Annotated in this window: 23 protein-coding genes; 16 read left to right on the plus strand and 7 right to left on the minus strand. The window is 65.6% G+C overall.

All coding sequences use genetic code 11. The annotated features are described in order from the left end of the window. Window positions 1-6: 6 nt before the first annotated feature. Window positions 7-1,125 (plus strand): response regulator, encoded by a 1,119-nt coding sequence (locus BIWAKO_RS30750; protein ID WP_069881876.1) that lies wholly within the window; start codon window positions 7-9, stop codon window positions 1,123-1,125. 48 nt (window positions 1,126-1,173) lie between these two features. On the opposite strand, the gene BIWAKO_RS30755 is transcribed toward BIWAKO_RS30750, so the two are convergent. Then, window positions 1,174-1,542, minus strand: coding sequence for a GIY-YIG nuclease family protein (locus BIWAKO_RS30755; protein WP_069881877.1), 369 nt, complete (start codon window positions 1,540-1,542; stop codon window positions 1,174-1,176). 89 nt (window positions 1,543-1,631) lie between these two features. Here BIWAKO_RS30755 and BIWAKO_RS30760 point away from each other — a divergent pair, with 89 nt between their 5' ends. The 3 genes from BIWAKO_RS30760 (at window position 1,632) to BIWAKO_RS30770 (ending at window position 5,552) form a co-directional block, all read left to right on the plus strand. Further along, a complete protein-coding gene (locus tag BIWAKO_RS30760) occupies window positions 1,632-2,270 on the plus strand; it encodes a DUF2239 family protein (RefSeq protein ID WP_069881878.1) in 639 nt (212 codons plus the stop codon). Window positions 2,271-2,608: 338 nt separating this feature from the next. Further along, a complete protein-coding gene (locus BIWAKO_RS30765; protein ID WP_069882949.1) occupies window positions 2,609-3,937 on the plus strand; it encodes a DUF1214 domain-containing protein in 1,329 nt (442 codons plus the stop codon). Window positions 3,938-4,019: 82 nt separating this feature from the next. Beyond that, window positions 4,020-5,552: a DUF1254 domain-containing protein gene (locus BIWAKO_RS30770; RefSeq protein WP_201788669.1), complete on the plus strand. Its 1,533-nt coding sequence runs from the start codon at window positions 4,020-4,022 to the stop codon at window positions 5,550-5,552. 142 nt (window positions 5,553-5,694) lie between these two features. Here BIWAKO_RS30770 and BIWAKO_RS36930 read toward each other — a convergent pair whose 3' ends face one another. Beyond that, window positions 5,695-6,147, minus strand: a complete 453-nt coding sequence (locus BIWAKO_RS36930; protein ID WP_244523595.1) for a PadR family transcriptional regulator — start codon at window positions 6,145-6,147, stop codon at window positions 5,695-5,697. 310 nt (window positions 6,148-6,457) lie between these two features. Between BIWAKO_RS36930 and BIWAKO_RS30780 the strand changes: the two genes are divergently transcribed. After that, window positions 6,458-7,030, plus strand: a complete 573-nt coding sequence (locus tag BIWAKO_RS30780; protein WP_069882952.1) for an NUDIX domain-containing protein — start codon at window positions 6,458-6,460, stop codon at window positions 7,028-7,030. 87 nt (window positions 7,031-7,117) lie between these two features. Here the strand turns inward: BIWAKO_RS30780 and BIWAKO_RS30785 are convergent, their stop codons facing one another. Together BIWAKO_RS30785 and BIWAKO_RS30790 are read right to left on the minus strand one after the other, a co-directional pair. Continuing rightward, the gene (locus tag BIWAKO_RS30785) at window positions 7,118-7,798 is read right to left on the minus strand and encodes an antibiotic biosynthesis monooxygenase family protein (protein WP_069882954.1); all 681 of its coding nucleotides are present in this window, start codon (window positions 7,796-7,798) and stop codon (window positions 7,118-7,120) included. A gap of 29 nt (window positions 7,799-7,827) precedes the next feature. Then, window positions 7,828-8,220, minus strand: coding sequence for a RidA family protein (locus BIWAKO_RS30790; RefSeq protein WP_069882953.1), 393 nt, complete (start codon window positions 8,218-8,220; stop codon window positions 7,828-7,830). A 187-nt stretch (window positions 8,221-8,407) separates the two neighbouring features. Between BIWAKO_RS30790 and BIWAKO_RS30795 the strand changes: the two genes are divergently transcribed. Beyond that, a complete protein-coding gene (locus tag BIWAKO_RS30795; RefSeq protein ID WP_069881879.1) occupies window positions 8,408-8,659 on the plus strand; it encodes a hypothetical protein in 252 nt (83 codons plus the stop codon). Between the two features lie 37 nt (window positions 8,660-8,696). Here BIWAKO_RS30795 and BIWAKO_RS30800 read toward each other — a convergent pair whose 3' ends face one another. The 3 genes from BIWAKO_RS30800 to BIWAKO_RS30810 form a co-directional block, all read right to left on the minus strand. Further along, window positions 8,697-9,449, minus strand: coding sequence for a siderophore-interacting protein (locus BIWAKO_RS30800; RefSeq protein WP_069881880.1), 753 nt, complete (start codon window positions 9,447-9,449; stop codon window positions 8,697-8,699). A gap of 215 nt (window positions 9,450-9,664) precedes the next feature. Further along, window positions 9,665-10,597, minus strand: coding sequence for a MurR/RpiR family transcriptional regulator (locus BIWAKO_RS30805; protein WP_084652052.1), 933 nt, complete (start codon window positions 10,595-10,597; stop codon window positions 9,665-9,667). Beyond that, window positions 10,594-11,352 (minus strand): HAD-IIA family hydrolase, encoded by a 759-nt coding sequence (locus BIWAKO_RS30810; RefSeq protein WP_069881881.1) that lies wholly within the window; start codon window positions 11,350-11,352, stop codon window positions 10,594-10,596. The genes BIWAKO_RS30805 and BIWAKO_RS30810 overlap by 4 nt, the downstream gene beginning before the upstream one ends. 197 nt (window positions 11,353-11,549) lie before the next feature. Between BIWAKO_RS30810 and BIWAKO_RS30815 the strand changes: the two genes are divergently transcribed. The 10 genes from BIWAKO_RS30815 to BIWAKO_RS30860 all read left to right on the plus strand — a co-directional run bounded on the left by BIWAKO_RS30815 (window position 11,550) and on the right by BIWAKO_RS30860 (window position 22,555). Next, window positions 11,550-12,473, plus strand: a complete 924-nt coding sequence (locus BIWAKO_RS30815) for an ABC transporter permease (protein ID WP_069881882.1) — start codon at window positions 11,550-11,552, stop codon at window positions 12,471-12,473. A gap of 6 nt (window positions 12,474-12,479) precedes the next feature. Next, on the plus strand, window positions 12,480-13,382 hold the full coding sequence (locus tag BIWAKO_RS30820; protein ID WP_074471642.1) for an ABC transporter permease: 903 nt from the start codon (window positions 12,480-12,482) through the stop codon (window positions 13,380-13,382). 55 nt (window positions 13,383-13,437) lie between these two features. Next, entirely contained in the window at window positions 13,438-15,009 is a 1,572-nt protein-coding gene (locus tag BIWAKO_RS30825) for an ABC transporter substrate-binding protein (protein ID WP_244523596.1), read from the plus strand. A gap of 71 nt (window positions 15,010-15,080) precedes the next feature. After that, window positions 15,081-15,974 (plus strand): metallophosphoesterase family protein, encoded by an 894-nt coding sequence (locus tag BIWAKO_RS30830; protein WP_069881883.1) that lies wholly within the window; start codon window positions 15,081-15,083, stop codon window positions 15,972-15,974. A gap of 85 nt (window positions 15,975-16,059) precedes the next feature. Then, window positions 16,060-16,698, plus strand: coding sequence for a class I SAM-dependent methyltransferase (locus BIWAKO_RS30835; RefSeq protein WP_069881884.1), 639 nt, complete (start codon window positions 16,060-16,062; stop codon window positions 16,696-16,698). 224 nt (window positions 16,699-16,922) lie between these two features. Then, window positions 16,923-18,443, plus strand: coding sequence for an ABC transporter substrate-binding protein (locus tag BIWAKO_RS30840; RefSeq protein ID WP_069881885.1), 1,521 nt, complete (start codon window positions 16,923-16,925; stop codon window positions 18,441-18,443). Continuing rightward, on the plus strand, window positions 18,440-19,357 hold the full coding sequence (locus tag BIWAKO_RS30845; protein ID WP_069881886.1) for an ABC transporter permease: 918 nt from the start codon (window positions 18,440-18,442) through the stop codon (window positions 19,355-19,357). Before BIWAKO_RS30840 ends, BIWAKO_RS30845 begins: the two co-directional genes overlap by 4 nt. A 19-nt stretch (window positions 19,358-19,376) precedes the next feature. After that, entirely contained in the window at window positions 19,377-20,258 is an 882-nt protein-coding gene (locus BIWAKO_RS30850; RefSeq protein WP_069881887.1) for an ABC transporter permease, read from the plus strand. Between the two features lie 38 nt (window positions 20,259-20,296). Next, the gene (locus tag BIWAKO_RS30855; RefSeq protein WP_069881888.1) at window positions 20,297-21,631 is read left to right on the plus strand and encodes an LLM class flavin-dependent oxidoreductase; all 1,335 of its coding nucleotides are present in this window, start codon (window positions 20,297-20,299) and stop codon (window positions 21,629-21,631) included. A 282-nt stretch (window positions 21,632-21,913) separates the two neighbouring features. After that, complete coding sequence (locus tag BIWAKO_RS30860) at window positions 21,914-22,555, plus strand: GNAT family N-acetyltransferase (protein ID WP_069881889.1); 642 nt, start codon at window positions 21,914-21,916, stop codon at window positions 22,553-22,555. Window positions 22,556-22,662 lie beyond the last annotated feature (107 nt).

A 22,662-nucleotide genomic window follows, 5' to 3' on the forward strand; every position in this document is an offset into this window, starting at 1 on the left:
TCGATCATGGGTCCTGTCTCATTCCTGCTGGTCGACGACCTTGAGGACAACCTCGTCTCCCTGGAAGGCCTTTTGCGGCGCGAAGGCCTTGTTCTGCTGAAGGCGCGGTCGGGCGACGAGGCGCTTGAACTGCTGCTCGAGAACGATGTCGCGCTGGCGCTTGTGGACGTCCAGATGCCGGGCCTGAACGGTTTCGAGCTGGCGGAACTGATGCGCGGCAACGAGCGAACCCGGCGCGTCCCGATCATCTTCGTCACCGCCGGCAGCGCCGATGGCCGCCGCCGCTTTCGCGGCTACGAGGCCGGCGCGGTCGATTTCATCCAAAAACCGATCGAGCCCGACATCCTGCGCAGCAAGGCCGAGGTCTTCTTCGAACTGTACCGGCAGCGGCAACAGATCGCGGCTCAGCGAGACGAGCTGGCCGCGCAGGCCAAGGCCCTCGAAGAAGCCGGGCGTCGCAAGGACGCGTCCCTCCTCACCCTGACGCAGGATATCAGCCTGCATGAGCATGCGCGGGCGCAGCAGGACGTGCTTCTGCGCGAGGTCAATCACCGCATCAAGAATCTCTTCAGCCTGACGGCAGGACTGATCTCACTCAGTGCGAGATCGTCCAGGAACGTCCAGGAGCTCGCCGCCGATCTGACATCGCGACTGCAGGCGCTCGGTCGTGCCCACGACCTCACCCTGCCCGACCTGAGCCAGAATGGCGTCTCAGAAGCCGGGACGACGGTTCTCGCCCTGACCCGGGCGATCCTGGCGCCTCACGAACACAGTCAGGACTCGCGCATCACGCTGACCGGTGCCGACGTGGAGCTCTCCGCCAACGTGTTGTCGTCGCTGGCCCTTCTGCTGCACGAGTTGACGACGAACGCCGCGAAATATGGCGCCCTGTCTACGCCCGGGGGGCGGTTGACCATCGATATCAGCGCCGCCGACGGCCTTCTCCATGTGAAATGGGACGAGTGCGGGTCCTCTCCCCAGGCCAGATCCGGGTTGCACGAGGGCTTTGGAGCGACGCTTGAAAGGGCCCTGCTGAGGGGCATGAGCGGTGCGATCTCGCGAGAGTGGAAAGACGACGGGCTTTCCCTTTCCCTGCGAATTCCGCTGGCTAAGCTCGCGAGTTGAGGCCCCGGACACCGAACGGATGGGACAGGGCGCAGTCCCGGTCCGTCTTCAGATCGGCTCGGCCTGCAGGGTCTTGCAGCAATGCGCCAGTCGGTCCCTTAGAAAGCGATCGAGGACATAGGGCAGTTTCTCGATATCCACCCGTTCGACGATCTCGAAAGTGAAGCTCTCGGCGCCATGCTCCCGCCATGCCGCCTGGAGGGAGCGATGCGTATTGGCGCCCTGGCGCAGCGTGAACGACAGGCGGTTCCAGATCGTGCCGAGATCAGGCGCGCTTCCCGCCCATTGCTGGCCCGTCGTCGCGCAGCGCAGGAGATAGAGGCCGGGAGCCGCCTTGCGAAGCTTATAGGCCGCGACGGCCGCCCTTCTGTCCTCGGATTTCACGATCCATCTCCTTTGCACCAGCCATCCGGCCATCGCCGGCTGGTCGCGCCATTTATACCCGGATGATATTTACATCAAGAGATTTACCCGGGTAATATAAGACTCCATTCGAGAACCCCACCATGCCCCCCTTTCTGTCCAAGCCTTGCACCGCCTTCCAGGGAACCCGCCGTATCGCCGCTGGCCCGCTGATCGATGTCGCGCTGGTCGTGAAGGCGGCGATGGAGACCGATCCCGGCTCGGCCTGCCTCACCTTCGACGATGCGACCGGCGCGGTGGTGGACCTCAATCTGCGCGGCGAGACCGCGGAGATCGTGGCGCGCCTGGTTGAACGCGCCGAGGCGGCAGACCGCGCGAAACCAACGCTCGCCGGGTCCGAGCCGGACGACGGGATGCCGGAGCGTGGTCGCGGCCGCCCGAAGCTCGGCGTCGTCGCCCGGGAAGTGACCTTGCTCCCCCGACATTGGGACTGGCTGGCGCTGCAGCCGGGCGGCGCCTCGCAGGCCTTGCGCCGACTGGTGGAGGAGGCGCGACGCGGCGATGGCGGCCGGACCGAGGCCCGCGCCGCGCAGACGGCGACCTATACCTTCATCGCGGCGATGGCCGGCGACCTTGCGGGGTTCGAGGAGGCGACGCGCGCCTTGTTCGCCGGGGATCACGCGCGCTTCGCCGAGCAGAACCAAGCCTGGCCGCCGGACATCCGCACCTATGCCGAAACCTTGCTGAAGCGCCCCCATATGCGCGGCCCCGGTGAACCGTGATCGTGGCATGGGCGCTCCGGCGCTCTCCGCGAGGACCGCTCCTGCCCCCTAGACAGACATGATGTCCGCCTGAGCCCAGCGCCCTGCCGGTCGCTATCATGCCTGGCGGGCGGGCCGCCTAAATGCCGCGGACGAACCAGGTTCGCCGATAGCGGCATCGCCGGGAAAGCGATTTTGACCCCGAAAGCGGTGATGCCCCCGGAATGGCCTCGCGTGACGAGGCCGAATGGGGGATGCTTCCGGCTTGCCGATCGGTGATGATCATACCCGGTTTGGCGACGCCCGACGGGTTCCGGGCTCGGCTGCGAGAAGACGCGCCGCAGCGCAGGGAGGATCGAATGATCACCAACAGAACAGTCAAAACAACACTGTTTGCGGCCATGCTCATGGTTGGGGCGGCCACCACGAACGCCCAGCAGCCTGCCCGCATGCCGGATCAGGACATCGCCGACGCCTATGTCTACCTGTTGGGCCGCCTGCTCGTTGCGCGCCAGCAGCAGCTCGATTTCCAGGACGGGTTCAAGTGGAACGAGCTGGTGCACCGCAAGCCCGGCGCGGTCGATTGGCCCAATCCCAATCTCGATGTCGCCTATTCCGAGGCCTGGGTGGCGGTCGACGAGAAGAGCTGCACGATCGTCACCGTGCCGAAGGTCGAGGGGCGTTACTACACGGTCCATTTCCTCAATGGCTGGGGCGAGACCGTCGCCAATATCAACGAGCGCCTGTTTCCGAAGCGGCCGTTCGGGGAATTCGCGATGTGCCTGAGGGGCGCCGATGTCGCGCTTCCCCCGGGAGCGACGCGTATCGATCTGCCCGTGAGATATTCCCGGGTGCTGGCCCGGGTCGAACTCGGCGCCGATCCGGAGACCGCGATCGCCCTGCAGCACCAGTTCACCTTCCGGGCGACGGGTACACCGACGCTTCCGGAGCTTCCTAAGACCCCGGTATTCGCGCTCGAGGCACTGCCGGGCGCCGAGGCCTTCGAGGCCGCGGATGCCGCACTCGACAGCGAGCCTGACCTCAGCGTCGGGCTCGAGGAGATGCAGGACAAGGCCCGCGCCATCGCCAGGGCCGTCAAGGACCCGGCCGAGCGCGCCCGCGTCGATCAGGTGATCCGGACCAGCGCCTTCGCCGATATCGCCAAGGCAGGAGCCATCATCGGCCACGGCACGGTGCTGAATGGCTGGGCTCGGCCCGGCGTCGTCGGCGAATATGGCCTGGACTACCTTGCGCGGACACTGGTCAACCATGGTGGCATCTGGGCGAACATCAAGCCGGAGGTGCTGTATTACCGGGGGAGCAAGGATCAGGCCGGGGATGATCTCAGCGGTGACAATGTCTACACGCTGACCTTCCCGAGGGACGAGCTCCCCGCCCAGTTCGCCACGTTCTTCTGGTCGGTGATCGCCGTCGACGGCGCGCGGTTCCGTGTCCTGCCCAATCCGATCAACCGCTTCCTGCTCAACAACCAGTCGAAGCTGCAATATGGCGCCGACGGCTCGCTGACGCTCTATTTTGCCGATCAGAAGCCGGGCGATGCGCCCGACGGTAACTGGCTGCCGACGCCGAAGGGCGCGAGTTATCGGCTCACATTCCGATTCTACCGGCCGACGGAAGGTGTTGCCAATGCGACCTATTTTCCGCCCGCACTGGTGAAACGGCAGTGAAGCCCGGCAACCGGGTCATTCCCACGCGGCGCGTCCGTGAGGCCGCAGCCGCGCGGTTCCGTTTCTGAAGAGGAAGACGACCATGAGCGACAAGAACGGGCTTGATCGGCGCAACCTCCTGCTGACGGGAGCGACACTCGCCGCCGCGTCGGCGCTCGTCACCAGTGCGCCCTCCACCGCGCGCGCGCAAAGCTCCTCGCTCAGCTCTCAGCCCTTGCCCCAGCCCCTGCCGCCCTCGCCTGGCTGGACGCGCGCGCTGCCGCCAGGCCCCGATGCCCGCGTGAAGATCACCGAAGCCTATGCCGCCCATGTCGCGCGCGACGCGTTCTTCTGGGCCTGGCCGCTGGTCAACGTCTATAATCGCCGCCTCGCCTTCTCGAAAATGACCGAGAACAGGTATAGCGGCCCGCTGCTCGAAGCGCCGCTGAACAGCCTGACCATGCTGATGGACTATGTCGATCCCGAAGAGCGCAATGTCGCCTGCCCCAACCAGGACGTGGTCTATGGCCTGGGCATGATCACGCTGGACGTCTCTCCGGTGGTGATCCAGGTGCCGGATTTCGGCGACCGCTTCTGGGTCTACCAGATCGTCGATCTGCGCACCGACAGCTTCGTTCAGCTCGGCAAGATGTACGGAACCACGCCCGGCTTCTACCTGCTGGCTGGCCCCAATTGGCAGGGCAATGTGCCCAACGGCATCACCCGCGTGTTTCGCGCCTCAAGCAATACCGGCCTGGTCGCGCCGCGCATCTTCCAGGACGACACGCCCGACGACAAGCGCGCGATCCAGAAGGCACTGACCGGCATCGCGATGTATCCGCTCGCCGAATACGATGGCCGGATGAAGACGATGGAGTGGAGCAAGCTGCCCAGAGTGCCCGGCGCCCCGCATGGCGAGGAGGAAACACGCTGGGTCTTCCCTGAAAAATTCTTCGACGAGCTTCCCGCAGTGCTGGCCGATGCGCCACCGCTCCCTGGGGAAGAAGCGCGCTACGCACAGCTGCTCGCCGTGCTCGCTGCCGCCAAGGACAGGCCGGAGCTGAAGCAGGCGATGATCGCGGCTGCCAAGGAGGCGGAGGAAAAGCTCGTCAACCCGTTGTTCCAGTTCCGCAATTACGGCCAGCAATTGCCGCATCACTGGAGCACGATCTCCAATGAATCCGCGTTCGGAACGGATTATTTCACGCGGACCGCGGTCGCGAAATCGAACATCCTGGTCAATTCGCCCAATGAGACGAAGTACTATTATCAGGACCTCGATTCCGCGGGCGCACGGCTCGACAGCACGAACCGTTACACCGTGACGTTCGGCAAGGACGGCACGCCACCGGTGAACGGCTTCTGGTCGCTCTCGATCTATAATGAGCACCATTTCTTCGTCGCCAACCCGATCAACCGCTTCTCGGTCGGCACGAAGAACAAGGATCTCAAGGTTGCGGCCGATGGTTCGCTGACGATCTATGTACAGCCCGACGCGCCGACCGATCCGGTTCAACGCGCCAACTGGCTGCCAGCCCCGAAGGGCGTGTTCTCGCTCTATGTCCGGGCCTATTGGCCAAAAGCGGCGGCGATGGACGGATCCTGGACGCCGCCTGCGGTGCAAAGGACGAGCTGACGGCGACGCCTGCCCGAAGAGCGGCGACAGACCGCCAAGGGCCATTCCCGGCGCGGAAGCCCTGGCATTGAACAGGATGCCAGGTCTCCTGGAGGGGCGACGTGGGCAGGCGACAAGGCCGCCTGCCCCGCCCTCTTCGGCTTCAAAGCCGCTCGATCCGCTGCGCGGCGTCATCGAGGATCGCGGCAACGTCATGAACGATCTTCGGATCCGTATCGTTGCCGCCGAGGCGGTTTCTCAACGCGACCTTGAGATTTTCCATGGCGCGGCGAACCGGGCCGCCATCCGTGCGCTCGCGCATGGTGGCGATCATGGCGAGGCGGGCCTGAAGCTCCGAGATCCTCTCCGCATGGGCGGCGAGATCGGCCGTGCCCTGCGGCGTGATCGCGAAGGCCTTGCGGGCGCCTTCCGAAGCGACCTCGCTGATCTGTCCGAGGTCCTGCAGCATCGACAGGGCCGGGTAGACGACGCCGGGGCTCGGAACATAGCTGCTTCCCGAGGCCTCCTCGATCGCGCGGATCAGATCGTAGCCATGGCGCGGCTGCTCGGCGATCAGCTTGAGCAGAACGAGGCGCAGATCGCCTGAATCGAACATGCGCCTGCGGCCGCCGCGCTCGCCGCGATCCCGGCCCCGTTCATGCTCGAAATGGTGGGAATCCCGCGGTGGGCGATGGCCGAATTCGCGGGGATGCGAATGCCTGCGATGGGTTCGATGGGAGGGATGGTCAAAATTCATCTTCATGTTCTCCATTTTAGATATGACTAAGATATATCGTAAAATAACGTAATTACAAGAGGACCGCGACGCCGTTGCGGCGCGCGGATGCGCCGGGGCCCGTCTTGAGGCATGGATGGATGCAGATGAGGTCGCCGACGACGGCGCATGGGCAAGGGCAGCGGCGGGCATGGCACAGGACGTTGGACGCGAGAGCCCGGTTTGCGAGATCACGGCGCTCGCAACGAAAGTCGTCTACCGGAACAGGTGGATGACCGTCAGGGAGGACAGCATCCAACGCAGCGACGGCTCCCGGGGCATCTATGGCGTCGTCGAGAAGAGCGACTTCGCGCTGATCATCCCGGTCGCGAGCGATGGCGCGCTCTGCCTTGTCGAGCAGTACAGATACCCGGTGAAGGGCCGGTTCTGGGAGTTCCCGCAAGGCTCCTGGGAAGGCGTTGCGACCGCCGACCCTCTCGAACTGGCGCGCGGGGAACTCCAGGAGGAGACCGGCCTCCTGGCCAGGGAAATGCACTATGTCGGGCATCTCTTCGAGTGCTACGGCTACTCGACGCAAGGCTGCCACATCTTCATCGCGCGCGATCTGCAGGTGACGGAGACAAAGCTCGATCCCGAGGAACACGGGCTGATCAGCCGGACCTTCCCCCTCGACGCCGTCATCGCCATGATTGGGGATGGCCGGATCAAGGACGCGATGAGCGTCGCAGCCCTTGGTCTCTGTCGCCTGAAGGGGCTGCTCTGAGCCGGGAGCGAAAGGCGCCAGTTGCCCGAGACGCGAGGCCGGTCCAGCCGCGGCTGCGTGCAGCCGATGTCTCGAGGTGGCAGGGTCCTAGCCGCCACGCAGCCGGGCATCGACCTCTGGATAGTATTGCGGAGCCTCGCGCCGGTCGAACATGCCGTAATCGCGCACGACACGGACATGGCGCAGTCTTTGCCCTGCAAGCGATGCCCTGTCCTCAAAGTCCGTCGCCGCATTCATGTCTCGCCAGGACAGCAGCAGGATCAGGTCGCCGGGCGTCAGCACCGCATCGAACACATCCCATGACAGCAGGCCGGCGGCTCCCGGGAGCAGGCCGAGCGACGCCGCGCACTCGGCCGCGCCGGCTCCCTCGCCCAGATTGGCCGGCCTAAGGCCCGTCATCAGCGTGACGGTCGTCCCCTCGCCGACTTGCGTCTCGTCGAGACGCTGTTGCTGAAGCGTCTGGCCCTCCGGGATCTGCGTGTCCCGCGTGATCTCGCCGACGCGCAGGTGATAGTCGAGGAAGATGCCGGACCGGCCTTTCTCCTGCGCGAGATGGTGGCGTATCGTCGTGCGCCAGCGCACCACCGCCTTCTCGTCGCGCCAGCCCGAGAGCGAAAGCAGCCAGCCCTCGCGGGTCATGCTGCGATAGCGGATATTGTCGACGAACCCGTCCACCGCCTCCAGTTCGGGCCGCAGCGACCTGGCCACGCCGAGATAGGCATCCCATTGCTCCGGCGCCGGATGCACTTCGAAAATCACAGAGAACATCGGCTTCTCCTCGAACCGCGCTCCTCGCATCACACGGCGGCGATGCAATCCATCTCGATGTCGAAGCCGCCATTCCAGGCCGGGACGTTGATGAAGATCCGAGCCGGGGGGTCCTTGGGGAAGAAGCGGCGATAGACCTCGTTGACCGCCGGGAACATCTCGACCGAGGTGACGTAGACATTGACCTTCAGGACGTCGTCGAGCGAGGAGCCTGCCATCTCGACGCAGAGCTTCATCTGCTCGAGGACAAGCTCCGTCTGGCGCTCGATCCCGCCCGTATAGATTTCGCCTGTCTCCGGATCGAACGGCGGCGCGCCCGATACATAGATCGTATCGCCATGCTTCGTCACCGTCGACGTCGGCGCCTTGTGCCTTTCAAGATAGCTCGCCAGCGGCTCGGCACGGATGATCTGTCTCTTCACAGCCGCCACTCCCGTTGCCCCTGTCCGATCGAAAGCCGCGACGGGCATGGGTCGCGCCGGGCACTCCCCATCTCTACCGCCACCCCCTGCCGCCGTCATTCGACAGCACTACGGTCGCGACCGAAGGATCGCGGCCCTGCGCACGAGCCATCTCGTACCCAGCGGCCCGGTGCTGCGCGCCAGCTCCATGTCGATGATCCGCGAAATGCTGCTGACATCGGACAGGATCACGGTACTTTCCGGCCTGACGATGGTCGGAGATCTCGTTCGCGGACTTGTCCGGATCGTCCCCCTCGTCGTTCCGACGGGGGCCCGGCCGGGCGGGATCGTCCATCTCCCGGGAGCACCCACGGCCGGGCTGCATGCCTTCCGCAGCGTCCTGCTCGACTATGTCGAGGAAGCGGTCGCCACGGGGCATGTGCGACGATTGCGCATGTGAAGCGCAGGCAACCGCAATCGGCTGTTCCGATCGCGGCTCAGCGCGCCCAATAGGCCACGATCTTCTGGCGCTCGGCGCCCGATTGCTTCAGCTCCTCGGACTGGGCGCGCAATGTCCTGACGACGGCCTTCTCGGCCGCGGCCCAGAGATAGGTCCGTCCGTCGTCGAGCTGTTCCGAGGCCAGCAGGTCGATGAGGCGGCTGCGATCCGTTTCGCCATCGCGACAATGGAACCATGTCGTTGTCGCCAGGCGATGGTCCGGCAAGGGCTGCTCGTGGGTTTCATCCGCCACCTCGATGAAGACCCGGCTCGCGACATGCTCCGGCGTCTGTTCGAGAATCCGTGCAACCGCCGGCAGGCCGGTGGCATCCGCGATCAGGATCTGCCGGTCCAGCGCGTCTGGCCGGGCATAGAGCCCGCGCGGATTGTTGATCACGATCCGCGCGCCGATCTCGGCGTCACGAGCCCAGTCGCTGGCCTTGCCCCCATCATGAACCACGAGGTCGATCTCGAGTTCGCAGCGCGCGCTGTCGAAGCTGCGGACCGTATAGGTGGAATAGCGGATGCGCTGGCGTTCCTCCGGAAGGACCCAGCGCCCCTCGGCATCGATCGTCGGCAGGACGAGTTCGCCCGTGGCGGGATCGGGGAAGAACAGGCGGATATATTCGTCCGGGATCCCGGTCGAGCGAAACCGGTTCAGGCCCTCGCCGGAAAAGGTCAGCCTGATCATGCCAGGCGTGAGGTAACGGCGCGCGACCAGCGTCGCCTCGTGGAACGGATTTTCCGTCATGGACTCAACTCACCCCGGCGCATCGGACAACCAGCACCGGCGCTTCTTCCACGGAGCGACGCAGCCCGCAAGCCGCTTAGTCTTTGATTTATTTAGACTATCTCTAAACCAGCGGGACTGACTGAGCGGGCATGGGGCCCGCAGCGCCATCTGAAGGCAGGCCGTCGCGGCAGGCTCGATCAGGCGTCCCGGGGATGAGGCTCCTGCCCCCGGGCTCAGAAGCGCTTGCTCGACAGGACGTCGAAGGTCTTGCCGATCGTCGCCAGGGCCTTGTCGTAATCGGCGAGCGACAGGCAGGCGATCAGCGCGTCGATGATGGCAAGCTGTGCGATCCGGCTCGTCATCGCCTCGGTGCGGAACTGCGTTTCACGCGCCATGGTGTGCAGCACGATATCGGCATGGGCGAGCAGCGGCGACTTGCCGAAATTGGTGATGCAGATCGTCGTCGCGCCGGCTTCCTTGGCCAGTTTCGTGGCTGCGACCGTCTCAAGCGTGCTGCCGGAATGGGAAATGGTGATCACCGCCACGTCGGGGCCGGTCAACGAGGCGCTGATTGCCTGGACATGGGAATCGACCACGACCTTCGCCTCGATGCCGATGCGCAGCAGGCGGTAATTGGCATCCTCGGCGATCGGGGCCGCGCTGCCGATGCCGTAGAGCTCGACCCGGCGCGCCTTCAGGATCGCGGCGACCGCGGCCTCCATCGCCGTGGTGTCGAGCACCTTCATGGTGTCGTGCAGAGCCTGGAGATCGCTGCGGAAGATCTTCTCGATCACCGCGCCGGTATCGTCGGAACGGGCCAGATCCTCGTGGATGAACTGGACCGGCTGCACCAGATCGCGCGCCAGCGCGATCTTGACCTGCTGGAAGCCCCGCGCGCCGAGCTGCTGGCAGAGCGAGATGACGCTGCCTTCGCTCGCGCCGGTGCGCTCGGCCACTTCGGTGACCGACATATGCACCACCTCGGCGGCATGGCTCATGAAGAAATCGGCGATGCGGGCAGCTTTGGGCGGCAGGTTGGCGCGTAGCGCCTGCAGGCGCTCGAGCGCCCCCTCGAGACCGGGCGTGCCGGTGCCCTTGCGCTTCTCGGCGCCCGGTTCGCCGGGGGCAGCCTCGGCCGGTCCGGAATTGCGATTCGACGTCGTCATGCGGATAAGGCCAGCATGCCGGCCGGATCGCGACAAGGCGCACGCGCCGAGATCTCAGGGAAGACCCCGTCGCGAAGCTCGAAATAGCGCAGGCCAAGACGCCGGGCGCCCTCGCCATCGGTCGCCGGGTTGTCCCCAACCATCAGCACCGCGTTCCGCGACAGCGCGAGCAGCGCCAGGCCAGCCTCGAACAAGGCGGCCTCCGGCTTGCCGATGATGCGGCAGGGCACCGGACCGGTGCAGGCGAGCAGCGCCGCCAGCAAAGCGCCGGTCTCCGGCACCACCGCGCCATGCGGGCCGGGATGGACGAGATCGGGATTGGCGACCACGAGTTCGGCACCGCAGCGCACTGCATTGGCTGCAACCATCAGGCGCTCGTAGGAAAAATGCCGGTCGCGTCCGAGGAAGACGACGTCCGGCCGCTCCTGCACCGGGACCAGGCCGAGGGCGCGGGCATGGATCATCAGGCTCTTGCTGGCCATCATGGCGATGCGGGCTCGGGGCCGCCAGCGCGCGATCTCGTCGAGCGCGGTCGCGCCGGCGAGAACGATCCGGTGCGGCGCGATGGTCAGGCCGAGACGCTTGAGGCCGCGCGACAATTCGAGCGGTGTGTGCTCGGCATCGTTGGAGACGATGACGAAACGCCCCTCCAGGCTTTCGAGAAAGACATTTGCGCCGGGAAGCATCTGCCGGCCGCGCACCAGGGTGCCGTCGAGATCGACGAGACACCCCTGAATGCCGTGAAGCGAGCCCATCGCGCGAATCCAAAACTGACAGCAAATGATGCCCGTCCATGAACTGAGATAATCTCAGTGTCAAATTCTAGATTGAATGAGTTTGTTTCATCGTCCTGTCATGAAGCGCGGCCTAGAACGAGCCCGTCGCAGCACGGGCCACGACTGAGGCGGGGCATGCAGGGCGACGTCCGGCGGCTCCAGGGCAGGAGGAAGACATGCTTGAATTCCTCGCGGGCCGACTGCTGCGCATGGGCATCACGCTTTGGGTGATCGCCTCGGTCGTCTTCCTCGCCACGCGCCTGACCGGCAACCCGATCGACTTCCTGATGCCGGAAGGGCTGGATGCCGCCTCGCGGCGCGAGATGATCGCCTATTGGGGGCTCGATCGTTCCGTCGCCGAGCAGTACTGGCTGTTCTGGCGCTCGCTGCTTTCAGGCGATTTCGGCCTCGGACTGATGGAGCGCCGGCCGGTCGCGACGATCTTCACCGAACGGCTCTGGCAGAGCGCCTCGCTCCTGGTCGCGACCCTGGCCCTGACGATCTGCGTCGGCGTGCCGGCCGGTATCCTGGCTGCCGTCTGGCGCGGCCAGGGGCGCGGCAGCGCCGTGCTCTTCACGGCCTTCTTCGGCTACGCCATCCCGAATTTCGTGCTCGCCATCCTGCTGCTGCTGGTCTTTTCCTACACGCTGCATTGGCTGCCCAGCGCCGGCTCGGCCACGCTCGCGCATTACGTCATGCCGACGGTCGCGCTCTCGGCCTATTTCATCGCGGCGCTGGTCCGCTACACCCGCAACGCCATGCTCGACGTCCTCTCGCAGGACTATATGCGCACGGCCCGGGCCAAAGGTCTCGCCGAGAGCAGCATCATTCTGCATCACGGCCTGCGCAATGCGTTGATCCCCGTCATCACGGTGCTCGGCCTGCAGATCACCACGCTCGTCTCGGGCGCGGTGGTGGTCGAAACCGTCTTCGCCTGGAACGGCGTCGGCGACCTGCTGGTCGGCGCGACGCTGCGCCGCGACTATCCCGTCCTGCAATTCGGCGTCCTCGTCGTCGCCGCCGCCGTCATCGTCGTCAACCTGCTCGTCGATCTCGCCTATGCGCTGGTCGATCCGCGCGTGCGCCTGGCTGGAGCCTGAGCGGTCATGACCGATACTCTCGACGCCAAGATCGCGCTTGCACCGGAGCGAAAGCCGCGCAGGCGCTTCGTGCGCCCAGCGGGCATGAATGCACTGGTCGTCGCGGCTGCGCTTCTGGCGCTCGCGCTCGTTCTTCTGGCGCTGCTCGCGCCCGTGCTTGCGCCCTTCGACCCCGATCAGCAGAAGCTGCTGGCCCGGCTGCGGCCCCCGCTCGGTTTCGAGCGCGCCAATCCGGCGCATTGGCTCGGCACCGATCAACTCGGCCGCGATCTGCTCTCGCGCTGTCTCTACGGCCTCAGGCTGACACTGGCGCTCGCGCTGTTTGGAACGCTGATTGGGCTCGTCATCGGCGTCGCGCTCGGGCTCGTCGCCGGGCAGCTCGGAGGCCGGGTCGATGCGTTGGTCATGGGGCTCGTCGACATCAAGCTGTCATTGCCCTTCACGCTCGTCGCGCTGCTCGTGGTCGCGCTGGCGGGGACCGATGTCGCGGTGCTGATCGGTGTGCTCGGCATCGCCTATTGGGCCCATTTCACCAGGCTGGTGCGCGCCCAGGTTCTCGGCCTTCGGGAAATGCCCTTCATCGAGGCGGCCCGGGCCGCGGGAGCGACCCGCTGGCACATCGCGACCGTCCACATGATCCCCAATATCGTCTCGCCGGTCGTGGTGATGGCGAGCCTGAACTTCTCGAACCTGATCCTGCTGGAATCCGCCCTCTCCTTCCTCGGGCTCGGCGTCCAGCCGCCCACGGCCACGCTCGGCTCCATGGTCGGCCAGGGGCGCGACTACATGGCCTCCGCACCCTGGATCGTGGTGGTGCCGGCTGCGGCGATCGTACTCGTGAGCCTCGCCGCCATGCTGCTCGGCGATTTCCTGCGCGACCATTTCGACGTGCGCCTGCGCGAACGCTGAGGCGCCGTCTCCCCTTGCCTGCCGAACCACCGTTGCTCGAACCGAAAGGGCTGACATGATGCTCAAGACCTTGCTGAAGACCGCGCTCGCCGCCGCGCTCGCGACAACCGCCCTGACCGGGCTTGCGCGCGCCCAGGAGCTCAAGGTCGGCGTGCAGAACATGGCGCCCTGGCTCGACCCCGGCCGCGATTTCTCCAATGTCGGCTCGCAGTTCTATTTCAACGCCTTCGACCCGCTGATCGGCAAGGACGCCACCCGCGCCGAGAGCGTCTGGCAGCCGGGCATCGCCACGAGCTGGAAGCAGGTTTCGCCGACCGAGATCGAGCTCAAGATCCGCCAGGGCGTGACCTTCCACAACGGCGCTCCGATGACGGTCGAGGATGTGCTCTTCTCCTTCGACCGCATCATCAACGCGAGCTTTGCGCCCTATTCCGTGCGCAAGCGCGACACGCTGCCCAACATGGCCAAGGTCGAGGCCGTCGATGCCGAGACGGTGCGGATCACCGCGACGAAGCCCGAGCCGCTGTTCGAGACCCTGCTCAACGTGCAGCAGGGCATGATCGTGCCGAAGAAATACATTATGGCCCTGACGGGCGATCCGAACGTCGCCGAGCCCTCCGATTTCGAGGCCTTCGCGCTGAAGCCCGTCGGCACCGGTCCCTACAAGATCGCCGAGTTCGTGCCGAACCAGCGCCTCGTCTATGAGCGCTTCGACGGTTTCTGGGGCGAGAAGGCGCCGTTCCAGAAGGTCACGGTGCAACGCATCCCGGAACTTTCCGGCCGCCTGACGGCCTTGAAGAATGCCGAGGTCGACCTGATCACCAATGTCCCGCCGGACCAACTCGAGCCGATCGCCTCGGACGCGAAGCTCAAGGTCGAGGGCATGCAGACGCCGCTCTTCCACGTCGTCATCTTCAACACCCAGAACCCGAAGATGGCCAATCCGAAGTTGCGCCAGGCGCTCTCCTACGCCATCGACCGCAAGACGCTGAACGAGGCGCTCTGGTTCGGCAAGGCGAAGGTGCCGACGAGCCATAGCTTCCAGCAGTTCGGCCAGCTCTACATGCCCGAGCTCGCCACCTTCGAATACGATCCTGCCAAGGCCAAGGCCCTGCTCAAGGAAGCCGGCTATGACGGCACCCCGATCCGCTACGACGTTCAGGCCGCCTACTACACCAATGGCTTGCTCGCCGCGCAGGCGATCCAGGAGATGTGGGGCGCCATCGGCGTCAAGACCCAGCTCAACGTCACCGAGCAATGGACCGGCTCCGACCCGACCATGATGGCACGCGCCTGGTCGAACCCGATGTATTTCCCGGATCCCGCGGGCGCTTTCGGCATCATGTGGGCGCCGACCGGCAATTCCGCCTCGGAAGGCCGCTTCAAGGCCGACGACGCCTATGTCGCGCTGTGGGAGCGCTTCCGCTTCTCGACCGACCTCGGCGAGCGCAAGAAGGCCTATGCCGATCTGATGCAGGCGATTAAGAACGACCCGCCGGTGCTGCCGCTCTATCAGCCCTACGAGTCATACGGCATGAAGCGCTCGCTCGCCTGGCGGCCCCTGCCCGGGCACATCCCCTATGTCCTTGACTTCCGTGCCGGCCGCGTGACGCTCGCCGCCCGCTGAACCCATCGCGAGGGGTCGGCCCCCGCCGGCCCCTCCCTTCCGTCCTCGTCCTTCGCATCGTGAGCCCAGCCATGGCCAAGCCTCTTCGCCTCGCGCCCATTCGCCTCGCCGTCGTCGCCGATATCCATCACGGTGAGAACAGTTTCACCAAGATGGGCAGCGAGGCCCTGCCGCTCATGGCCGAGTTCCGCCGCTTCGTCGAAGAGGCGAGGCCCGATGCCGTGATCGATCTCGGCGACCGCATCTCGGACCGCGACCACGCGACCGACCTGCGGCTGGAGCAGGAGGTGGCGGACGCGTTTTCTGCCATCGCCGTGCCGCGCTTCCATCTCTGCGGCAATCATGACCGCGATCATCTGAGCGTCGCCGAGAACGAGGCCATCCTCGGCCAGCCGCTCGGCCATCGGACCATCGATCTGGGCGATTGGCGCCTCGTGCTCTGGGCGGCCGATTCACGGATCCACCGCCCGGGCGGCTTCATCCTGACCGAGGCCGACCTGCTCTGGCTCGCCGCGACCGTCAACGCCGCCGACCGCCCGCTCGCGATCATGAGCCATGTCCCGCTGTCCGGCCACGCCCAGACCGGCAACTACTATTTCGAGCGCAATCCCGAATTCTCGACCTATCCCGGTGCGGAGCGCGCACGCGCCGTGCTGCGTCAGGCCCGGGTTCCGGTCATCTGCCTCGCCGGGCATGTCCACTGGAATACACTGACGATTGTCGACGGCATCCCGCATCTGACGCTGCAATCGCTGACCGAGAGCTTCACCACCCTGCCGCGGCCGGCGGGCGCCTGGGGGTTGCTGGAGCTCGGCGAGACGATCGCCTGGACAGTCCATGGCAACGACCCCTTCGTCGCGAAGCTCGATGCCGCAGACACGCTTCGACGCTGGATGACGCCGCTACAGCCATTCTCGGAGCATCCGGAACTGCGCCGCCGCCATCCTGCGCTGGCGGCGGAGTGATCTCGCGCTTCACGGTCGCGCGGACGAGGCAGGCGGCAATGCAGAATGGCCGCGCCCGTGCTAGAGGGCGACTTGGGGGGCTGCCATGGCACAGATCGCGAATGATGCGCGCTTTTGGGACCGGACCGCGCGGAAATACGCCGCGGGTCCGATCGCCGACATGGCGGGCTATGAGCGCACAGTGGAGCGCACGCGGCAGCATCTCAAGGCCGACGATACGGTGCTCGAATTCGGTTGCGGCACCGGCACCACCGCGCTGAGACTCGCGCCCTCCGTTAGGCGCATCGTGGCGACCGATATCTCAGGCGAGATGATCGCGATCGCCCGGGGCAAGGCCGAGGCCGCAGGGATCGGCAATGTCGCGTTCGAGGTTGCGACACTGGCTGCGATTTCGGAGCCCGACGCGACATTCGACGTCGCGCTGGGGTTCAATGTCCTGCATCTGATCGCGGCGCGGGGGGAGACCCTGGCCGGCCTCCATAGGCTGCTGAAGCCTGGTGGGATCTTCATCTCCAAGACGCCATGCCTCAAGGAGATGAACCCGCTCCTGCGCCTCGTCGTGCCGCTGATGCAGCGCATCGGCAAGGCGCCCTATGTCAGTTTCCTCAGCACGGAGGATCTCGAGCGCGAGATCGCGGCCGCGGGGTTCGAGATGATCGGGCGCGAGCGCCACGCCTCGCGCGGCCGGGACGCCCGGCCCTTCCTCGTGGCACGGAAGCGCTGAGATCAGCCGGGGAAACGCTGCGATCGGCGGGTGGAAAGCGCCGGCATGATCCCACGCGACTCTGCCGCCCTCCCCTAGGCCGCGCCGACAATAAAACTTCTGCCCGCCCTCATGATCGGAGAGGATCTCCGTCGATATCGCCGTGCATTTGAAGACCTTTTCCGGATAGCGCAGGCTATTTTGGCGCCAATCCCGATAGTCTCGAAGGCAAAGGCGTCGTTTCCATGAGTCTGTTCGCTTTGATCCGCTGGCCGGTTCTGGCCATGTCGGCAGCGCTGATCTTTGCAGGCCCTCAAAAGATAGCGGCGGCCGAGACGCTGACCATCGCGCAAGGAAACGACATCCTTTCGCTCGATCCGGCCAATCACGGCAATAACAGCACCGAGTCGGCGCTGGTGAATATCTACGATTACCTGGTCGACAAAGATTTCAGCCAGGGGCAACTGCGCTTCACCCCGCGCCTCGCCCTCTCCTGGAGCAGCGACGACAATATCCATTGGACGCTAAAGCTGCGCGACGACGTCTACTGGCACAATGGCGACAAATTCACCGCGCAGGACGTCAAGTTCACGATCGAGCGGTCGCAGCAGGACAAGAAGCTGATCAGTTCCGGCAAGTTCCGCCGGATCAAGGCGGTCGAGGCTCCCGACGACACCACGCTGCGGATCGAAACTGACGGGCCCGATACGCTGCTGCTGCACGCCTTCGTCGGCAACGGCGCCGGCATCCTGCCCAAGGCAGCGTTCGAGAAGGCGGGCAAGGACGAGTTCTTCAAGCAGCCGGTCGGCACCGGACCTTACGTCTTCAAGCAATGGGTCAAATCCGACCGCGTCGTCCTGGCGAAGAACCCGCGCTGGTGGGGCGGCACGCCGAAATGGGATGGCGTCGTCATCCGCTCGATCCCCGAAACCACGACGCGGGTCGCCGAGCTCCTGACCGGCGGCGTCGATATCGCCGTGAACGTCCCGCCGGAGGACATCGCGCGCCTGAACGACAACAAGGGCACGCGCGCCATCACCTTCGACATCGCGCGCAACCTCGCCTTGCATGTCCGCACCGGCAAGGACCGCGTCACGGGCGATCCGCGCGTCCGCGAGGCGATCGACCTCGCCATCGACCGCAATGCCATCGTGCAGCAGGTGCTGGAAGGGCATGGCGGGGCGACGCGCGGCTTCTTCCCGCCGGCGATCCCGGGCTTTGCCCCTGAGCTGAGCCGCGACATCCGCTTCGATCCGGAGCGCGCGAAGGCGCTGCTGCGCGAGGCGGGCTACAGCGACCGCAAGCGTCCCGCCATCAAGATCAGCACGCCGAGCGGCCGCTATGTGAAGGATCGCGAGATCGTCGAGGCGGTCGCCGGTTATCTCGAGGATGCCGGTTTCCGGGCGCAGGTCGAAGTGCTCGACTGGACCGTCTACAACAACAAGGTCGTCGGCGACGGTTTTGGCGAGCTCTATCTCTGGGGCATGGGCTCCTACACCGATGCCTCGACCCTCTTCGTCGATAATTTCAAGCGTCACTACGACTGGTCGGACGAGAGCTTCGAGAAACTCGCCGCCTCGGTTCGCCAGGCGAAGAGCGAGACCGACCGCATCGCCATCTCGCAGCAAGGCCAGCAGATCGTCGCCGAACAGCGCGTCCGCATCGGTCTGCTCTTCCCGCAATCGATCTACGGCGTGAGCGATCGCATCGTCTACAAGGGGCGCTTCGACGAAATGATCGCAGCCGAGGACGTCTCGCGCCCATGAGCGGACGCTCTCCCCTCAAGGCGCTGCTACAATTCGTACCGGTGCTCTACATCGTCTCGCTGATCGTCTTCATGCTGGTCTATCTGACGGGGGACCCTTCGGCGCTGCTGATCCCGGAGGATGCGAGCGAAGAAGACCGCCTCGTGCTGGTCGCCGCATGGGGGCTCGATCGGCCCTGGTATGTCCAATATCTCCGCTACATGGGCAATATCCTGACTGGGGATTTCGGCGTTTCCTATCGCTACGGCACGGACGCCCTGCCGGTCGTGCTCGAACGCATCCCTGCAACCCTGACACTGACGGCGGGCGGCCTCATTGTTGCGATCCTCATCGCCCTGCCGACCGGCATCTTTGCTGCGCTCCGGCGCAACAGCATGCCGGATTTCGCGATCTCCGCCGTGACGATCCTGGGCAAGGCGATGCCGAATTTCTGGGTCGGCATCATGCTGATCCTCGTCTTCGGCGTTTGGCTCCGGCTGGTTCCGGTCTCCGGCAGCGGCAGCTTCGCGCATCTGATCCTGCCTGCGCTAACGCTGGGTACCGGCTTTGCCGCGGAGCTGACCAAACTGATCCGGTCCAGCCTGCTGGAGGTCATGGGTCAGGACTATATCCGGACCGCCCGGGCCAAGGGCGTGCCGGAGATCCTCGTCATCCTCCGCCACGGCCTGCGCAACGCGCTCATCCCGGCACTGACCATGACATCGCTCCATGCCATCGCGCTGCTCGGCGGGGCGCTGGTCACGGAAACCGTGTTCTCCTGGCCGGGGCTCGGCCAGCTCGTCGTGCAGGCGGTCTACACCAAGGACATGGCGGTCATTCAGATCGCGGTGTTCGTCATCACCATCATGGCTCTGACGATCAACCTGACGACGGACGCCCTCTACCGGCTGATCGACCCGCGCCTGCGGCATTGATCGCCCTCACGTGAAAACCATGCAGATATCCCTCCCGCTCCCCCGTATCCCGCGCCTGCCACGCCTGCTGCGCTCGCTATTGTCGAACAAGGCGGGCCTTGCCGGCCTTGCCATCGTCGCGGTCATCGCCGTGACGGCGCTGATGGCCGATCAACTGGCGCCGCTCGACCCGCTGCGGCGCAACCTTTCGCTGAAGCTGCTCCCGCCGGCCTGGCTCGAGGGCGGCAATCCGCGCCATCTGCTGGGAACCGACAGCCAGGGGCGCGACCTGCTCAGCCGCATCATCTTCGGCGCGCGCACCTCGCTGACGGTCGGCCTTGCCGCCGTCGCCCTCTCCAGCCTGATCGGCCTATCGCTCGGCCTGCTCGCCGGCATGGCAGGCGGCAGGGTCGATGCGCTGATCATGCGTGTGATCGACGCGATGCTGGCGATCCCGACGATGCTGTTCATGCTTGTCGTCGCCCTCGTAGCGGGAACCGGGCTCGTCCCGCTCGTCGTCGTCATCGCCGCGACCAACTGGGTCGGCTGTGCCCGGATCGTCAGGGCCGACGTCCTGGGCGTGAAGGAAATGGACTATATCGCGGCCGCGCGGTCGATCGGCGCGCGCCCGCTCGGACTGATCCTGCGGCACATCCTGCCCAATATCCTGTCCTCCTTCGTCGTCGTCTCGACCATGAATGTCGGCACCGTCATCCTGGCGGAATCCTCCCTCAGCTTCCTCGGCTTCGGCATCCAGCCGCCCGAGATCTCCTGGGGGCAGATGTTGAGCGAGGGACGCCAGTACCTGGCGACCAGCTGGTGGGTTGCGACCTTTCCCGGCATCGCGATCACGCTGACCGTGCTCGGCGTCATCCTGCTCGGCGACTGGCTGCGCGACCATCTCGACCCGCGCCTCGATTGAGCACCGCCCCTCTCCATTCACTTCGCTTTGAGAAGACCATGACGATCGCCGACCAGACCGCTCGCAAGCCCCGCAGGCTCCATCTCGGCCTGTTCCACCAGCCGATCGGCCGGCATCCGGCAGCGTGGCGGCAAGACACCGCGCAGGGCCATCCCGAGGATATCGACTGGGCGATCCGGATCGCCCGCAAGGCCGAGGAAGGACTGTTCGACATGTTCTTCGTCGCCGACAACCTCGCTGGCCCGGAGCCTGGCGCACAGGGCAAGGCCGGCGGGCTCGAGCCCCTGACCCTTCTCTCGGCGCTCGCCGTCGCGACCTCGAAGATCGGTCTCGTCGGCACGATCTCGACCAGCTTCGCCGAGCCCTACAACGTGGCCCGGCAGCTCGCTTCGCTCGACCATATCAGCCATGGCCGCGCCGGCTGGAACGTCGTCACCACCCAATCGGACCGGGCCGCCGAGAATTTCAACCTCGCCGCCCTGCCCGATCACGCCGCCCGCTATGAGCGCGCCCGGGAATTCGTGCAGGTCGTGCGCGGCCTGTGGGACAGCTGGGCCAATGATGCCCTCGTCATGAACAGGCAATCCGGCGCGTTCCTCGATACGCAGCGGGTGCGCCTGCTGGAGCACAAGGGCGAGCATTTTTCGGTGCGCGGTCCGCTCAACATCTCGCGGCCGCCGCAGGGTCATCCGGTCATCGTGCAAGCCGGCTCCTCGCGCGACGGCATCGCGCTCGCGGCGGCGGAGGCGGATCTCGCCTTCACGGCGCAGGACACGATCGCCGATTCCCACGTCTATCGCGACGCGCTGAGCGAGGCGGCGAGAGCCGCCGGGCGCAAGGCGCCACGCCTGCCGATCCTGCCCGGAATCATGCCGATCGTCGGGCGCACCGATGCCGAGGCACGCGAGAAATTCGCGGCGATGCAGGAGCATACCGACATCGCCGCCGGCATCCGCCAGTTGTCGGGGCGCTGGGGCTATGACCTGTCCGTCCATCCACTCGACGGGCCGGTGCCCGAGCCGGGCGAACGCATCCATGGCGAGAGCCGGGTGCGCCTGCTGCTGAACAAGGCACGCGCCGAGAATTACACGCTGCGCGAACTCGCGGCGCTCGCGATCGCATCCCATGGCCATCGCATCATCATCGGCTCACCCCAGACGATCGCCGACGACCTGCAATTCTGGTTCGAACAGGGCGCTGCCGACGGGTTCAACCTGATCCCGGCATCGATGCCCGACGGGATCGACGATTTCGTCGATCGGGTGATCCCGATCCTGCAGGAACGGGGATTGTTCCGCCGACATTACGAGGAAACCAGCCTGCGCGAGCGCTTTGGCCTCGGCATCCCGCGGCTCGCCGCATTCGCCAACTGAGCGATCGGCGATGACGGTGGCGGCCGATCTGAGATGGGGTGCGCAAAGCACCACGGATTGGGGCCTGCGGGCCCTGCGCACGGTCGGAGCCGGGGGCGCTGATCGGTGAGACGGATAAATTCCTTCCGTCTCGCCAGCCCATTTTGGAAATATAGATTTCACAACGACACTCAGTATAGCGAAATATACTTATTATCTTTGAAGTATTGATTGCACGACCTGTTCAGATACGAATGCGATGGGCGCTTATTCCCGCTCAACGACAAATTCCGGAACCGTGCCATGACTGACCTGATCGTGCGATCGTCTCCCTTTGATGGGAAAGCAGAGGTTTTGATCGAAGGGCTTGTTGCCGAGTACGACGGCCGATACGGGGCCAATAGCAGGCCAGGCGGCGCGCGCTCCGAGATCCTGCGCTACCCGGCAGAGGTCTTCGCCCCGCCCTTGGGAGATTTCCTGCTCCTGCGGCGCGGCGACGAGACCATCGCGGGCGGCGCCTTCATGAGCCATGACGACGAAACAACCGAGCTCAAGCGCATCTGGACGCGAGACGACCTGCGGCGGCAGGGGCTGGCACGGCAGATCGTGCTCGCGCTCGAAGAGGCGGCGGCCGAGCTCGGCTACACCCGAGCCTATCTCACCACCGGGTTCCGGCAGCCGGAGGCGACGAGCCTCTATCTCTCGCTCGGCTATCGGCCGCTCTTCGACACGACAGTCGACCCGACGCTCTATCGCTCCCTGCCTTTTGAAAAACATATCGGGGCGAAGGCCGGCACGGCGGGCAGCAGAGCAATCTATCCGCCGGCCGCATCGCTCGAGGAAGCGACGGCCCGCGTCGCCATCGTCAAGGCCGAGCAGGAAGCCAGGATTGCGGCCCGCCTGGCGACCCATCGCGCGGCGACGGCACAGGTGGCAGCGGCCTGAGCGGCGCAGAGCCGCAGTCTCGCCGGCAGCCTGACTCCACACGCGGCAGCCCCGCCGATCAGGGCCAAGCGTCTGCCCGACATAGGTGACCGGCCATCGCGCCGGTC

Origin of the sequence: Bosea sp. BIWAKO-01 (genome assembly GCF_001748145.1) — a bacterium.
In the GTDB taxonomy this organism is placed as follows: domain Bacteria; phylum Pseudomonadota; class Alphaproteobacteria; order Rhizobiales; family Beijerinckiaceae; genus Allobosea.

Bases quoted from the DNA above. Each gene is read 5' to 3' on its own strand.
- BIWAKO_RS30750 (WP_069881876.1), top strand. From the start codon at position 7: ATGGGTCCTGTCTCATTCCTGCTGGTCGACGACCTTGAGGACAACCTC.
- BIWAKO_RS30755 (WP_069881877.1), bottom strand. From the start codon at position 1,542: ATGGCCGGATGGCTGGTGCAAAGGAGATGGATCGTGAAATCCGAGGAC.
- BIWAKO_RS30760 (WP_069881878.1), top strand. From the start codon at position 1,632: ATGCCCCCCTTTCTGTCCAAGCCTTGCACCGCCTTCCAGGGAACCCGC.
- BIWAKO_RS30765 (WP_069882949.1), top strand. From the start codon at position 2,609: ATGATCACCAACAGAACAGTCAAAACAACACTGTTTGCGGCCATGCTC.
- BIWAKO_RS30770 (WP_201788669.1), top strand. From the start codon at position 4,020: ATGAGCGACAAGAACGGGCTTGATCGGCGCAACCTCCTGCTGACGGGA.
- BIWAKO_RS36930 (WP_244523595.1), bottom strand. From the start codon at position 6,147: ATGTTCGATTCAGGCGATCTGCGCCTCGTTCTGCTCAAGCTGATCGCC.
- BIWAKO_RS30780 (WP_069882952.1), top strand. From the start codon at position 6,458: ATGGCACAGGACGTTGGACGCGAGAGCCCGGTTTGCGAGATCACGGCG.
- BIWAKO_RS30785 (WP_069882954.1), bottom strand. From the start codon at position 7,798: ATGTTCTCTGTGATTTTCGAAGTGCATCCGGCGCCGGAGCAATGGGAT.
- BIWAKO_RS30795 (WP_069881879.1), top strand. From the start codon at position 8,408: ATGTCGATGATCCGCGAAATGCTGCTGACATCGGACAGGATCACGGTA.
- BIWAKO_RS30800 (WP_069881880.1), bottom strand. From the start codon at position 9,449: ATGACGGAAAATCCGTTCCACGAGGCGACGCTGGTCGCGCGCCGTTAC.
- BIWAKO_RS30805 (WP_084652052.1), bottom strand. From the start codon at position 10,597: ATGACGACGTCGAATCGCAATTCCGGACCGGCCGAGGCTGCCCCCGGC.
- BIWAKO_RS30810 (WP_069881881.1), bottom strand. From the start codon at position 11,352: ATGGGCTCGCTTCACGGCATTCAGGGGTGTCTCGTCGATCTCGACGGC.
- BIWAKO_RS30815 (WP_069881882.1), top strand. From the start codon at position 11,550: ATGCTTGAATTCCTCGCGGGCCGACTGCTGCGCATGGGCATCACGCTT.
- BIWAKO_RS30820 (WP_074471642.1), top strand. From the start codon at position 12,480: ATGACCGATACTCTCGACGCCAAGATCGCGCTTGCACCGGAGCGAAAG.
- BIWAKO_RS30825 (WP_244523596.1), top strand. From the start codon at position 13,438: ATGATGCTCAAGACCTTGCTGAAGACCGCGCTCGCCGCCGCGCTCGCG.
- BIWAKO_RS30830 (WP_069881883.1), top strand. From the start codon at position 15,081: ATGGCCAAGCCTCTTCGCCTCGCGCCCATTCGCCTCGCCGTCGTCGCC.
- BIWAKO_RS30835 (WP_069881884.1), top strand. From the start codon at position 16,060: ATGGCACAGATCGCGAATGATGCGCGCTTTTGGGACCGGACCGCGCGG.
- BIWAKO_RS30840 (WP_069881885.1), top strand. From the start codon at position 16,923: ATGAGTCTGTTCGCTTTGATCCGCTGGCCGGTTCTGGCCATGTCGGCA.
- BIWAKO_RS30845 (WP_069881886.1), top strand. From the start codon at position 18,440: ATGAGCGGACGCTCTCCCCTCAAGGCGCTGCTACAATTCGTACCGGTG.
- BIWAKO_RS30850 (WP_069881887.1), top strand. From the start codon at position 19,377: ATGCAGATATCCCTCCCGCTCCCCCGTATCCCGCGCCTGCCACGCCTG.
- BIWAKO_RS30855 (WP_069881888.1), top strand. From the start codon at position 20,297: ATGACGATCGCCGACCAGACCGCTCGCAAGCCCCGCAGGCTCCATCTC.
- BIWAKO_RS30860 (WP_069881889.1), top strand. From the start codon at position 21,914: ATGACTGACCTGATCGTGCGATCGTCTCCCTTTGATGGGAAAGCAGAG.